Origin of the sequence: Enterobacter cloacae complex sp. IR53041 (assembly GCF_049238285.1) — a bacterium.
Taxonomy (GTDB): domain Bacteria; phylum Pseudomonadota; class Gammaproteobacteria; order Enterobacterales; family Enterobacteriaceae; genus Enterobacter; species Enterobacter roggenkampii.
The window spans coordinates 1-13,212 of the sequence record NZ_JBMKHB010000054.1 but is presented as its reverse complement, the minus strand read 5'-3'; the positions used below and the strand labels follow the sequence as shown (position 1 = coordinate 13,212).

The 13,212-nt window shown below is 55.0% G+C and carries 16 protein-coding genes and 1 pseudogene; 13 read left to right on the top strand and 4 right to left on the bottom strand.

The genetic code is table 11. From position 1 onward, the window contains the following. The 3 genes and pseudogenes from ACOTXF_RS22990 to umuD all read right to left on the bottom strand — a co-directional run. Positions 1-458 (bottom strand): annotated as a pseudogene (locus ACOTXF_RS22990) (protein RepA); the annotation flags it as partial. A gap of 400 nt (positions 459-858) precedes the next feature. Continuing rightward, positions 859-2,130, bottom strand: coding sequence for a Y-family DNA polymerase (locus ACOTXF_RS22985; protein ID WP_004152351.1), 1,272 nt, complete (start codon positions 2,128-2,130; stop codon positions 859-861). Next, complete coding sequence (gene umuD, locus ACOTXF_RS22980; protein ID WP_004152352.1) at positions 2,130-2,561, bottom strand: translesion error-prone DNA polymerase V autoproteolytic subunit; 432 nt, start codon at positions 2,559-2,561, stop codon at positions 2,130-2,132. Before umuD ends, ACOTXF_RS22985 begins: the two co-directional genes overlap by 1 nt. Positions 2,562-2,792: 231 nt before the next feature. On the opposite strand from umuD, the gene parM reads away from it, so the two are divergent. The 3 genes from parM to ACOTXF_RS22965 are packed head-to-tail and all read left to right on the top strand — an operon-like array spanning position 2,793 to position 4,699. Further along, positions 2,793-3,764 carry a plasmid segregation protein ParM domain-containing protein gene (parM, locus tag ACOTXF_RS22975; RefSeq protein WP_080357195.1) on the top strand — a complete coding sequence of 324 codons (972 nt, stop codon included), beginning with the start codon at positions 2,793-2,795 and terminating at the stop codon, positions 3,762-3,764. 2 nt (positions 3,765-3,766) lie between these two features. After that, positions 3,767-4,429 carry a plasmid partitioning/stability family protein gene (locus ACOTXF_RS22970; protein ID WP_059359387.1) on the top strand — a complete coding sequence of 221 codons (663 nt, stop codon included), beginning with the start codon at positions 3,767-3,769 and terminating at the stop codon, positions 4,427-4,429. A 39-nt stretch (positions 4,430-4,468) separates the two neighbouring features. After that, positions 4,469-4,699, top strand: a complete 231-nt coding sequence (locus tag ACOTXF_RS22965) for a hypothetical protein (RefSeq protein WP_049017591.1) — start codon at positions 4,469-4,471, stop codon at positions 4,697-4,699. A 463-nt stretch (positions 4,700-5,162) separates the two neighbouring features. Here the strand turns inward: ACOTXF_RS22965 and ACOTXF_RS22960 are convergent, their stop codons facing one another. Continuing rightward, positions 5,163-5,468, bottom strand: coding sequence for a chorismate mutase (locus tag ACOTXF_RS22960; protein WP_049017592.1), 306 nt, complete (start codon positions 5,466-5,468; stop codon positions 5,163-5,165). 525 nt (positions 5,469-5,993) lie between these two features. On the opposite strand from ACOTXF_RS22960, the gene ACOTXF_RS22955 reads away from it, so the two are divergent. The 10 genes from ACOTXF_RS22955 (at position 5,994) to ACOTXF_RS22910 (ending at position 12,983) form a co-directional block, all read left to right on the top strand. Then, positions 5,994-6,419, top strand: coding sequence for an antirestriction protein (locus ACOTXF_RS22955; RefSeq protein WP_058842239.1), 426 nt, complete (start codon positions 5,994-5,996; stop codon positions 6,417-6,419). 42 nt (positions 6,420-6,461) lie between these two features. Next, positions 6,462-6,962, top strand: coding sequence for an antirestriction protein ArdA (locus tag ACOTXF_RS22950; protein WP_058842240.1), 501 nt, complete (start codon positions 6,462-6,464; stop codon positions 6,960-6,962). Positions 6,963-7,160: 198 nt separating this feature from the next. Further along, positions 7,161-7,412 (top strand): DNA polymerase III subunit theta, encoded by a 252-nt coding sequence (locus ACOTXF_RS22945; RefSeq protein WP_058842241.1) that lies wholly within the window; start codon positions 7,161-7,163, stop codon positions 7,410-7,412. Between the two features lie 638 nt (positions 7,413-8,050). Beyond that, positions 8,051-8,566 carry a single-stranded DNA-binding protein gene (gene ssb, locus ACOTXF_RS22940; RefSeq protein ID WP_058842251.1) on the top strand — a complete coding sequence of 172 codons (516 nt, stop codon included), beginning with the start codon at positions 8,051-8,053 and terminating at the stop codon, positions 8,564-8,566. 162 nt (positions 8,567-8,728) lie between these two features. Next, positions 8,729-8,953, top strand: a complete 225-nt coding sequence (locus tag ACOTXF_RS22935; protein ID WP_032645552.1) for a DUF905 domain-containing protein — start codon at positions 8,729-8,731, stop codon at positions 8,951-8,953. A gap of 69 nt (positions 8,954-9,022) precedes the next feature. After that, positions 9,023-11,077 (top strand): ParB/RepB/Spo0J family partition protein, encoded by a 2,055-nt coding sequence (locus ACOTXF_RS22930; protein WP_059359238.1) that lies wholly within the window; start codon positions 9,023-9,025, stop codon positions 11,075-11,077. A 44-nt stretch (positions 11,078-11,121) separates the two neighbouring features. Further along, positions 11,122-11,553 carry a conjugation system SOS inhibitor PsiB gene (gene psiB / locus ACOTXF_RS22925; RefSeq protein WP_058842249.1) on the top strand — a complete coding sequence of 144 codons (432 nt, stop codon included), beginning with the start codon at positions 11,122-11,124 and terminating at the stop codon, positions 11,551-11,553. After that, on the top strand, positions 11,550-12,272 hold the full coding sequence (locus ACOTXF_RS22920) for a plasmid SOS inhibition protein A (protein WP_058842248.1): 723 nt from the start codon (positions 11,550-11,552) through the stop codon (positions 12,270-12,272). Before psiB ends, ACOTXF_RS22920 begins: the two co-directional genes overlap by 4 nt. 2 nt (positions 12,273-12,274) lie before the next feature. After that, entirely contained in the window at positions 12,275-12,598 is a 324-nt protein-coding gene (locus ACOTXF_RS22915) for a hypothetical protein (RefSeq protein ID WP_024909891.1), read from the top strand. 76 nt (positions 12,599-12,674) lie between these two features. Continuing rightward, on the top strand, positions 12,675-12,983 hold the full coding sequence (locus ACOTXF_RS22910; RefSeq protein ID WP_058842247.1) for a hypothetical protein: 309 nt from the start codon (positions 12,675-12,677) through the stop codon (positions 12,981-12,983). Positions 12,984-13,212: the final 229 nt, after the last annotated feature.

Genomic DNA, 13,212 nt, shown 5'->3' with positions numbered 1-13,212 from the left:
GAGGCAAGCTTGATAGTTGTGCTGCGAAGACGAATAAGAGAGTCGGCCAAGCGCGTTCTGAGTCCTTTATCTTTGTCCTTTGAGCTAAACCCGCAGAATGTAGCAAACTCGCTGAATGGAAGTTCAATGGTGCTGCTGTTTAAGCCATATTTCGAAAACGCGAGAATGATGCCAACCCACACCTTGAAGTCAGTCTCCATCGAAAGTCGTGGGCCGGTAATACGGATGTCTGTATAACCTTCGGCTCTTGCCAACTCTAAGCTTTGAAGTTCGCTACTCGCATCAATACTGATATTTTCTGTGTCCTTTCCTTTTCGTTTTAAGGAAGGTAGAAACAGACCTAAGCGCATCAAAGCTACAGGCTGGACAGTAGCGTTTCTGGAAGGCATGAGCTTCTTATTTTCATCGATTTCTACGAGAACCGATTCAAGTGATAGATCTACACTTTTCTTATACATAAGGACTTATCCACAGTTAAAGGATCATCCACAGACACAGCATGCGTAATCCCATTTATAAACACGCGCAATCCGTTTTATAAACACATATATCCGCTTTGTAAACACAGAATACCGATTTACAAACACAAATATCCGACTTATAAACACATGAAATGGCTGTTAGCCTATGCATGGCGCGGTTTTCAACGTACCGGGATCTGTTTGGATCATTATATGGATCTTTGCTGGATCAGATATTTGGATCTGCCCGGTGGATAACTGGATAAGTTGTCCATTTAACTTCGAGCGTAAGCAGAATTTATCCGTGCAGTTCCCTGGTGCTTCCTCGCTCACTCGCGGGCTTCGCCCTGTCGTTCGGCTGCGGCGAGCACTACTGGCTCTCTCTGAAAAGCGAAATTTAACTGATCCTCGCTATGGGGATATCTTTCCAGCGGGTGGTGTACGCAGGGGAGAGCATGTCGCGTTTCATTTGCCATGATGGCGCTATCCCTCGTCCGGCAAACCAGAGCTGTCCCAGCCCGGAATGATTAATGCCATCGAGAACCTTCATCAGCTCAGCGCTGTGAGGACGTGGAGGACGTTCGTCGAACAGCTGCAGCTGCGAAACACCGGAGCCGGTGAAGTCATTCAGCATCACACCGGCTTTGGCATACCGGTGCCCGTCCTTCCAGATACGCTCCAGAGCCGTTGTGGCGGCCGCAATGATGTCCCGGGTGTCCTGAGTGGGGGTAAGCAGTTTCTCCGTGGCCACGTTGCCATAGTAAGGCTCTTTAACGGCGAACGGAGACGTTTTGATGAATACGGAAATATGCCGGCAATACTGGCGCTCTTTACGCAGCTTTTCTGAGGCCCGCTCTGCGTACTGACAGACAGCCTGGCGGAGCGAATCGTACTCCGTGATTTTCTCTCCAAAACTGCGGCTGCAGACGATCTGCTGCTTTGTTGGCGGGGCTTCCTCAAGCGACATGCAGCTTTCCCCGTTCAGTTCGCGTACCGTTCGCTCAAGGACTACGGAGAAATTTTTGCGGATAAAGGCCGGGTTCGTCAGGGCCAGATCGAGCGCGGTTTTGATGCCCAGAACATTGAGCTTGCGTGCAATACGGTTTCCCACGCCCCAGATCTCTTCGACCGGCTGCAGTGAAAGCAGTTTCCGCGTTCGCTGTGGATTCCCCCGGGTGAGTGCGAGCACACCACGAAACTGTTTCCACTCCTTTGAGGCCCACTGGGCTGATTTTGCGAGGGTTTTCGTTGGTCCGGCGCCCACACCGATGGTCAGACGGGTACAGTCATACACGTGCTGTCGCAGCTGCCGGCCGAAGTCCTCCAGGTCCATGCAGTGCTCCACACCGGTCAGATCGAGGAACATCTCGTCAATCGAATACTGTTCCACCCCCGGAGCCAGTTCCTCCAGGCAGCTCATCACGCGCGCCGACATGGATGCATAAAGTTCATAGTTGCTGGAGAACGCGTATATTTTTTCCGGGTATCTTTCGTTTTTCATCTGAAACCACGGCGTACCCATTTTGATCCAGGGCTTTGCCTCGGCACTTCTCGCGATTACGCAGCCATCGTTATTGCTGAGCACCACAACCGGCTTTCCTTTCAAATCCGGGCGGAAAACACGTTCGCAGCTGGCATAAAAGCTGTTCACATCGGCCAGGGCAAACATCAGTACATCTCCCTCGGGCGGTGGATGATGTGCGTGACGACGCCAAAGATATCCAGATCGTCCGGGTCGGGATAAATCGGCGACCAGGCGGCGTTCATGGGCTGCAGCGTCAGTCGTGGCGTCAGCAGCAACCGTTTGACCGTAAACTCCCCCTGCACGCTGGCCACAACAATATCGCCATGCCGGGGCTTCTCGGCACAGTCCACAACCAGCAGATCGCCATTGTAAAGGCTGCCGTCGGACATACTGTCACCGCTGGCGCGAAGGTAGTAAGTCGCGCTCGGATGCCGTATGCAGTAATCATGGAGATCCAGGTCAGACTCGACGTAGTCAGCTGCAGGGCTGGGAAAACCGCAGCTGGCCAGGTCTGCAAACAACGGATGGGCCTGTGGCGGGAGTTCTTTCCCGGTGCTGAAAAGCTGCAGTTTCATCTTTCCTCCTGATGTCTAAATATACTGGTTATACATACAGTATATTTAACAGCGTGAGGATAATCCAGATCGCCTGCGACATGAACAGTATGAGTAACATAAATTACTCAAAATGTTCATTAATATCATTTTGATTCATCAGTTTTACTCATAATGAGAAATAAGGCTTTTATTTTTTCATTTTGCTCTTATAATATGTATCAAATTGAGTGTAATTGACGGAGCATAATGATGAATATTTACTGCGATGATGGTTCAACTAATGTTAAGCTGGCATGGTTTGAAGGAAACGAGCTGCAGACCCGGGTTTCTGCTAACTCCTTCCGGCATGGCTGGAAAGTGGCGGAATTCAGTGCTGCAACGTTCAACTATCAGGTGGGCACGCTGAAATACACCTGGGACAGCGTCAGCCGGGATGCCATCCCGACAACAAACGTGGAATATCAGTACGGTGATCTCAACCTGCTGGCCGTGCATCATGCGCTGCTGAACAGCGGACTTGAGCCGCAGCCGGTGAGCCTGACCGTGACGCTGCCTCTGAGCGAGTATTATGACGGGGACTGCCAGCGGAACGAGGAGAACATCCGACGCAAACGGGAAAACCTGATGCGTGAGCTGGTTCTGAATAAGGGCAGGGCATTTACCGTAACGGACGTGAAGGTGATGCCGGAATCACTGCCGGCGGCGTTCTCCCGTCTCGCGGAGCTGAAGCCCGGAACCGCAGAGACCACCCTGATTATCGATCTCGGCGGAACCACGCTCGATGCCGGCGTGATTGTCGGACAGTTTGACGATATCAGTGCGGTACACGGCAATCCGTCTGTCGGCGTGTCACAGGTCACCCGCGCAGCTGCAGGCGCGCTGCGGGCGGCAGACAGCGAAACCAGCGCGCTTATTGCTGACACGGTCATCCGCAACCGCAACGATCGTCAGTATCTGCAGCGTGTGATCAACGATGCCGGAAAAATCGACGATGTTTTGAACAAAATTACAGAGGCAATCACTTCCCTGGGCGCGCGTGTCACCAGTGAGCTGACGGCCTTCAGGAACGTTAACCGGGTATTCCTGGTCGGGGGAGGGGCATCCCTCATTGAAGAGGCTATCCGTCAGGCCTGGCCTCTGGCTCCTGACCGTATCGAGGTTATAGGCGATCCGCAGCTGGCGCTGGCCAGAGAGATTGCCCTTTACAATAAAGAGGACTAAACGTGCCGGACGGCCAGTATTCTTTCTATCTGCACAGCGACGATCGCACCGACATCGCGGCGATGGCGACCATCAGCACCATCTCACAGCCCCTGCGCGGTGACTTCATCCGGACCGCCGCCACCGCCGGGGCGGTGATGTACCAGACGGATGCCCGTTTACCGGCGCTGATCCCGGTGTTCTTTGACGGGCATCTGAGCGCCATCCGGCTTTGCGCCATGATGGCCCTGGTCGCCGGCACATGGTCTTCACTCTCAGGACTTCCTGATGAGCCTGATGGTGGCGTGGCGGCTCTGGCCATGTCACCGGATACGGAATACCAGCGCCGGCGTTACACCCTGACGCTTCTGGATGACCGGAGCAGTGAACGGGTTGAGCGTGTGCTGACGGGGGTGTCATCGCGCCTGCGCGGAGAGCTGCTGAGAAACCTGATTATCACCGGTCTGGCCCTGCATACGACCGCGCCGGAGCTGCCGCGTCTGCTGGCCAGCATGCCGGTACCGCCCGGCACGGTCAGCGAGCTGCAGGTTCTGGTTCAGCAGATGGCCGGTACGGCTGGCGTGAGTAAGGCTGCAGTACCGGAGAAACCAGCACAGCCTGCCGCACCGGTAACCGGTGAAGCGACCTGGATAAAGAAAAATATGCGACGGGCATTCGGTGACTAATATTACGAATCACATCCTGTTTGTTTTGCGGAGGTTCCAGTGGTCCCTGGTATCAGAAAGGTTTTGCGATTTGCCGGGGCCCCCGTTGACGCATCAGAGGCAGAACGCCGTAAGTATGGCCGCCGCCTGATTCTGATCGTCACCGCCTGTCTTCTTCCGTTGTTGTTTGTCGGGGCTCCGTTGTGGGTATTTGTGCTTTCACAGGTTGTATGGGGAGCCGGGATGTACGCTGGCATTTCCCTGATCGGTGACAAAACTGATATCCAGTAACGACTCATCTCACGGGAAGCCGCCCCGGCTTCCTGTGTAACACCGCGCATTTCTGCTTTATCACCTCAGGTTGCTGGCTCACAGATAGAAATTGCTTGCGTAAAAAATGACCATGCCGTGGTGTTCCCATGGATACGCGGTCTGCAGCGATCTGACTCCAGGTTATCCACAGAGTTAGGGTACCAGCGCTGTGGACAGGTGCAGGCTATTTATCCGAGGGGGGAGTTTCAAACATCGGGGAAAGCGCGGAAAAAAAAACGTCTCCACAGGGGAGGAGACGTAAAGAATAAAATGATAAACAGCAACGCCATCACAGCGATACAGAATGTGTCTAAAACGGTTAAAACCAACGAAACCGTTTGCGTCAGTGATTTTCTCATAACCGATCACCCTTAACAGCTACCAGAACGGGTAAAAACGACAGCTTGCATTTCCGTTATTCGGCTGCCACAGGCAGACCGGCTCAGTCAGTCTTCGCTGCGGTATGCCGAAGCTGGTCATGTTGCTCAAGCTCATACTCAATAAATGCGCTTATCATGGTCCGGTAGATTTTCTCGATAATCACTTCTGAAAGCCCGGCCTCAGCTGCTTGCCTGCGAACCCTGTCGATGACCTGTTGCACGCGATCGGGAGCCCGGACGGCGGAATGATCCGTCTTGAATGCCGCTGCAGCTTTAACACATTCGGCACGCCGGGCGATGATGTTAACCAGTTCTCTGTCTAACTGGTCGATTCGGTTTCTGACCTCTTCAATCGTAGTGAACGTCATTGCTGAACTCTTAAACTAGTACGTGGGTTTATCAGGATACACCATATTCAGTCCTGAACCAGTGTGTATGTCCGGGTGCTGAGGATGTCGCCGGCTTGCTGTTGCCGTCGGCTCCGCTTCACCCGGCCCCATCCCTTCGGTCTGTGGCCTTATTGCTGCGCCTGTCGCGTTGCGACATCTGCTTCCGCTTTTCTCCTGCGGTCGAAAAACGGGGGAGAGAAACCTTGTATTCAGCCTCCTGCATCGCGACGGGTAGTGCCGTGCCTTCACTTTAGCCCGGCCGCTGCAGATACAAGGGTTCGCTGACGCCGCCATCCTCGCCCGGTCGCAGTTATTTTATGATGCTCGCCGTTCTTCCCGTCGTTTTCTCGCTCAGGTTTCGCTCGAAAACCGTTCAGACCAGCTTCGCGCTTTATCTGCGCTGCGGCCTCCGGTGTCGCCCCTGCATCTTCCGCTTTCCGCCGGGCTGTCGTGTCGGCACGGCACAACCCGGTGCCGCAATCTTATTAACCTGTGGAGGTTGCTATGTATCACGTCTGTCAAACCGCGCTGGATGTTGAAGAGTCCGATCGCCTGTCATTCCTGCCTGAATTATTTGGGACAGATTTTCTGGCCGCAGAGATGCAGGTCTATGCGCTCGCTGAGAAACACATCACCGATTACTGCGGAGGATTCTGGCATTTCATCCGTATTCCGGAGGGGGGCGGCTACATGATGCCGGACGGTGATCGTTTCCATCTGACTAATCCGGATAACTGGTTTGATCGTTCTGTCAGTGCGGATGCGGCAGGGATCATTATTACGGCGCTGGCGATCAACCGCCGTATCTGGCTGCACTATGAGCGCGGTGATGTTGCCCTGACGCGCCACCTGATGGTGCAGGAGTCCTGTCTGTGGAATTTCATCAGCTCCCATGACGAATGTGCCGCTATTTGTGCTGCCCTGGACTGATACCACGCCGGGGCGCCTGGCGCCCCGTTTAAGGAGCTAAAAATGAACGCTACATCACCGGCGGTGTACGTGGGGACATACCACAAATACAACTGCGGCAGCATTTACGGGAAATGGCTTGATCTGACGGATTTTGACGGCGAAGACGAATTTCTGAAGGCGTGTCGTGAGCTTCATGCCGGCGAGGACGACCCCGAGTTTATGTTTCAGGACCGGGAGGGGATCCCGTCTCAGTTTGCGTCTGAATCCTCCGTGAACTGGGAGTATATTGCGGCCTTCAGGCAGGCACAGGAAGAAGGGCGAACCGGCGCGTTTGTAGCCTGGGCAGAATATACCGGTGAATGCGATTATGACGCCTTCGATACGGCGTATTACGGAGAGGCTGACAGTGAGGAAGATTTTGCTTATGGCTTTGTGGAGGAACACGGTCTGCTGAATGAGATGCCTGAATCCCTGCGGTGCTATTTCGATTATGAGGCTTACGCACGCGATTTGTTCAGCAGCGGCTACGTGTACATCGACGGGTTTGTTTTTTACAACTGAGGCGGGAGGGGCAGGGGGGAACCTCTGCCGGCACCGCAGGCAGGTCCGGCCGCGCGAAAACCCTGGCAGGCTACGCCTGCCGGTGAGGCGTTCCGCCGCGCCTGCGGCGCCGCGCATCTTCCTCACCGTTGCGGGTCGCCGGGAAAGCGTTCAGGGGGTAAAATTGGTTTTCCCTTTCTGAATAACCGGATAAAGCCAGTGTCTCAGTGGAATATTGCTGCATTCTCAAAAGAAGATCAGGACAAAGTTTCTGTCGATAAAGCTGCCGCAGCCGTCGCCTGGCAGGAACGAATGAATAAGCCGGTGGTGCCCGAAATGGTTGAGCGTGAGCAGCCGGAGTCTCTTCGCGACTATTTCCGGGAGAGGTTGCGGATTCACCGGCAGAACAGCCTGCAGCTACCGCGTGCCGGATCTCCTGAATACCTGAAAGCTGACGAAGAAAACAACTGACAGACAACTAACCCCTTATCTGGACCCCTTCGGCTCCTGACCAGCTGCGCTGTCCAGTCGTCGAGCCACACTCCGCCAGGGCAGCTGCTTCGCACCCGCCGGGCTCCGCCGAACCCGCAGGCGGGTTCGTGCCTGACGGCTAGTGTCTGATGTCTGAGGTCAAGGTCAAGGTCAAGGGCGGCGCTTGCTGCGACCGTTCCGGTCGCGCCGCTTTCACCGTGCCGGCGATAAAACTGCCGGCACTCTGAGGGGCAACGCCGTTTCGCGCCCGCGCGTTCCGTCGTTGCGGCGGGTTCCTGCTCCTTTCCTCTGGTGCCGTTTCACCCATTTGAGTCCATTCGCCGGGGCTGAGACAAGCACAACCCGCCTGGCTGTCCAGGGACGGTAAACCTTTCGCAATAAATTTTTCCCGGCCATTCCGCAGGCTCCATTAGACCGAAAAAAATTTCCCGCTCACCCCGGACATCTGCGCCGGGCCGTGCTCGTTTACGCCCTTGCGGCGAACGGCTCTCAAACGGGTGAAGGTAACAACCAGGGGGCAGGTTCAGCAGGTCCCCGCAAAACGTCAAAACCGCGGCCCCGGCAACTCAACGGGTGATGGTTTTAAAAGGCAAAACAACGGATTAAGGAGATTCATCATGGCAGCACGCGGCGTCAATAAAGTCATTCTGGTTGGTCATCTTGGACAGGATCCCGAGGTGCGGTATCTCCCTTCCGGGGGCGCAGTAGCGAATATGAACCTGGCAACGTCCGAGACGTGGACCGACAAATCCACCGGGGAGCAAAAGGAAAATACGGAATGGCACCGCGTGGTGCTGTTCGGCAAGCTCGCCGAAATCGCCGGGGAATATCTGCGTAAAGGCGCACAGGTGTATATCGAGGGGCAGTTGCGTACCCGCACCTGGCAGGATGAACAGAATGTCACCCGTTATGTCACCGAAATTCTGGTGAATAACAACGGCACCATGCAGATGCTGGGTGGACGCCGTGACAACGTGCCAGCGTCACAGCCTGCCGTGCCGCAGTCCTCTGAACCTGCTGCCCCGACTCCCGCTCAGTCTCCGGCACCCACTTCTCCGGCGAAAAAACAACGTAAAAGCCGGACTACACCACCGCCGTCGAATTTGCCTGTGGATGACGATGCCCCGTACTGATAACCCGTTTGTCCGGCCCTGCGGTGGCAGGGCCCTGATAAGGAACTGTTTATGAGCAAGTCTCTGAAAGATTTTTTAAACCAGCCTGAACTTCAGCGGGCGCCAACAGCGGAAGAACTGGAACTGGCCGCTCTGCTTAACGCGAACGCGGTATCACCCGTCATCGCCACCCCGGTGCTACCTGACGGCGAATTCACCCGTCAGGACGCTTATCGCGTGGTGGCGTTCTATACCAACGTGTTTATCGAGGACGATCAGGGTACGCATTTTCGTCTGGTTGTGCGTCGCGAGGGGGAAATGATCTGGCGTGCCTGGAATTTTGAAGCCGGGGCCGGGTACTGGCTGAACCGCTATATCTCCGGCTACGGCACCCGAAAACAGCAGTAAACAGTAAGAAAAAAGCCGGACAGGTGGGCTGTCCGGCAGACATTCATCAATAACTAAGAGGTATCAATTATGTCTGCAACTGAGTCTAAGGTAAAAACTGCTCCGAAAACCAGCAAAAATTCCCTTAAAGCTGCTGAAGCCGAAGCGCTGAAAGCGGCTCTCGATGCCGCACCGATAGAGTATGTCCCGGTGACGGCACTGGTGAAATCTCCCCTGAACGTCAGAACCATCCCTTATCCGGTGGAGAAAGTACGGTCAATGGCAGACTCCATTGATGCGCTTGGCCTGTTGCAGAATCTGGTCGTTCATTCTCTCCCTGACGGGCTGTGTGGTGTGGCTGCAGGTGGTCGTCGCCTGAAAGCCCTGCAATTGCTGCAGGATGAGAACCGTATCGGTACCGGATATCTGGTGATGGTGAAAAAGGTGCCCGATGAACTGGCCGTCGCCGCATCAATGGCAGAGAACGAACAGCAGATGGCCATGCATCCGTCTGAACAGATCGCCGGGTTCCGCACGCTGGCAGAGCAGGGGAAAACCCCCGCGCAGATTGGCGATTTACTGGGGTTCGGTACCCGTCATGTTCAGCGCATGCTGAAGCTGACCGAACTGGCTCCCGAAATTCTGGACGCGCTGGCGAAGGATGAAATCACCACCGAACACTGTCAGGCGCTGGCGCTGGAAAACGATCAGACCCGGCAGGTCGAAGTGCTGGCTGCCGCGCGTAAACGTGGATGGAATAACGAACCCTCGGTTACCACGATCCGTGACCTGATTACCACCGAAGAAGTCTCCACCACGGGCAACAAATTCCGCTTTGTGGGAGAGGCGGCTTTCAGTCCTGAAGAGATCCGCGTTGACCTGTTCAGCAGCGAAACGGGCGGGTTTGTAAAAAGTGCCTCCCTCGATACCGCCCTGCTGGAAAAACTGCAGGATATCGCGGAGCACCTGCGTGAGGCGGAAGGCTGGGCATGGTGTGATGGCCGTCTTGAGCCGGTTTCTCACTACGGGAAGGACGCTCAACTCTGGCGTCTGCAGTCTGTTCCGCCGATTGAATATTCTGAGACAGAATCAGAACGCCTTGCTGAGCTGGAAACGCTGGAAGCGCAGTACGAAGACGAGAATCCCGGCGTGAGTGATGACGTCGCGGCAGAAGCTCTGGAGGCGATCTGGGAAGAACAGCAGACCATCGCACACCGGGCAAAACACCGGGCATGGACGGAGGAGGATAAGCAGACCTCCGGTGTGGTGGTTTCCTGGAACGGTCAGGAAGCGACGGTGCAGCGCGGCGTTGTGCTGCGCGCCGATGAAAAAATAAAGGAGAAGGAGACATCCACCGATCAGAAACCTGAAAAAGTCGATCCGCTGGACGCTGTCAGTGTCCCGCTGCTGACGCGCCTTTCTTCTGAACGCACACTGGCGGTTCAGGCAGCCCTGTTACAGCAGCCGCAGAAAGCCGTCGCGCTGATGGTCTGGAAAATGTGTAACTCGGTTTTCCATACCACGACGTCCGTCAAAGAGCCGTTCTGCATTTCCGTGAGCGTGTCGCATTACGCGCTGACCCGGGAAGCGCCGGACGGTGAAAACAGTATCGCATTTCAGGCCATCCAGGCGGAGAAAGAACGCCTTGAAGCCCTGCTGCCCGAAAACTGGCGTAAGGATATGACGAGCTTCTTTTCGCTTGATGGCAAAACCCTGATGGAGCTGATGACGTTCTGCACGGCCTGCTCCATTGACGGCGTCCAGAAAAAAGATGAATTCGGCCGGAAACATCAAAGCCCGCTGGACCTGCTGGAAACGGCTATCCACTTTGACCTGCGCGACTGGTGGAAACCGACAGCAGACAATCTCTTCTCACATATGACGCAGCCACACATTGTGCAGTCCATCTCAGAGGCCGGGCTGACTGGCGCGGCACTCGATGCCGCGAAGATGAAGAAAAAGGATGCGGCTGAACACGCAGAGCACTTCCTGACGCAAGTCCGCTGGATCCCCGACTGGATGACCTGCGCCGAAAACGAGAAGCAGTTGTCCGGTAAACCTGATCTGAGTCTGGCTCCGGACCAGTCTGAATCCGACGTTGTGTCTGAATCTGCCCCTGAAAACAACCCGGCACGCGCTGCCTGATAACGGAAGCCGCCCCTGCGGGGGCGGCTAAAAGGAGACTGTAAATGAACACTGTCCTGAACGTTGATGTCCTGAAAACCATGTCAGCCGATGAGCTGGAAGACTATCGCGCTGCCGGGGAAGACTTCCGCCGGGTGCTGAGCCATGCCGTAATGCGCGATCTGCCGTCGCCATCCGGATGGTCGGCGAACGCGGAATACCGGAGTGAGTTTGGTGGCTTTTTCCCGGTACAGATCCGTTTTTCTCCGTTGCACGGCCATTTTGATGTGGCGGTATGCAGCCCCGGTGAACTGAGCCCCCGCTGGATGGTGATTTTTGTCACCCGTGGCGGTCAGCCGTTCTCTGTTGTTCGCGCAATGGACAGCTTTAACCCGGAACTGATTACGCATACGCTGGCGCTGATTGCGTGTCTCGATTCAGATGGATACTCATTTGCCAGCATTATCAGCACGCTGGCGCAGGAGAGTGCGAAATGATCCCGTCATCCCATGCCCTTGTCACCCTGAAACCAGCGCGTCAGGCTGCGCAGCAGGCCATTATGTCCGTGGAAGAAGCACGCCAGCGCGGTTCCCGTCTGCCATCGATGCCACATGTCCGGACCTTTCTGCGGCTGCTGACAGGCTCCAGTCGCATCAACAGCACTGTGGCGCAGTGTATTCCGGGGCTAAACCGTGATCCCAAAAACCGCCTGTCCAGCCTGAAACAGGTGGAGGAAGCGCTCGATATCCTCATCGAAAGCCACGGTGAGAAATGCCCTCTGCCACTGGATATGGATGTGCAGGCAGAGTTGTTTCCGGAGGTCCGGCATACCCGGACAGAACGGAGGAAGCAGCGTGAGGATATTGCCTTCAGCCGCAAAATGCGCCGGGAAGGCAGACTGGAAGAGAAAGGCTGGAAACTGCGGCAGAATCTGCTGGGGCAGGCGGTGACGGAGCTGAATTTCCAGTCGCCGGAGACCGTTCTCAGCTGGTATCGCCGGTGGGCCGACGAGTTTGACGCGAGCGAGCTGGAACCGGCGTTCTGGCAGTGGCAGACGCGATTCGCCTCACTCAGCGAGCTTGTCTGGCTGCGCTGCAGTGATGCCCCGTTGTACGAGGTTATGCATGAAATCAGCTTTATTGTCAGGGGATCGGCTGCGCATATTCTGGAACGTGAACGCTGGCAGGTACCCAACAAGCTGACCTGCAGGAGATAAACATGAAATGGCGATATTCACTGCGCTGGAAATTACCCTCTCCGTGTCCCGGGAAAGAGGTGCTGGCGATGGCTGAAGTTGAAGCCGGGCAGTCAGCGCCGGAATCGATAATGTCTTTATGGGTTGCCGGAGCCGGGTATGCGGTGTGTGTGGATTTTCCCGGCGACAAACCAATACGGCGCTGGAGCGAGGAAAGGAAAGCTGCAGCCCGGCGCCGTAATCTGACAGCGAGAGTGAACCGTATCGCCCCGCTATTTGCTGACGAGCTGATCGAGAGGGAACTGGAGGACCGGCCTGCTTATTTTCGTGGGATATCCCCGAAATAAATCAGTTATATAATCCCTTTATGATGGTCCGGCGGGCGCCGGTATAAGTTAAAGATACTCAGGATGGAAACGAGTTATGACAGATATTCAGTACGCGTTTACTCATTTTTTAAGAATGTTCGTTGTAGTAACTGTTATTGCCGTTGGGTATGGATATCTGCTCGGTAGTATCCTTACAACCCGGAGGCCGGGGTTTATTCTGCAGTTGTTGTCTCTTGTTGGACTCAGTGCGGTATTTTCATTCCTGCTGTTCAGGAGCGACAGTATGTGGTCAGGGCTTCCGGAGGTGTCACAGGCGATACTCTTCGGCATGTTTACTGCGACGGTCATGTTTTACATGTTCAGCCTGCTTATTCGTGCCTTTGTTCGGTTTATATCCCAATGATATTCCTGGTCAAAATGGATACTGCAACGATATAATTGACGTGGCGCTTGAGGCTTTTTGCCTCATGACGTGAAGGTGGTTTGTTACCGTGTTGTGTGGCAGAAAGCAGAAAGCCCCGAGTAATTTTTCAATTAACCTGTACTGCACCCATTTTGTTGGACGATGAAATGGAATAGTCCCTGATATGTCAAAGCCAAAATACCCCTTCGAAAAGCGCCTTGAAGTCGTG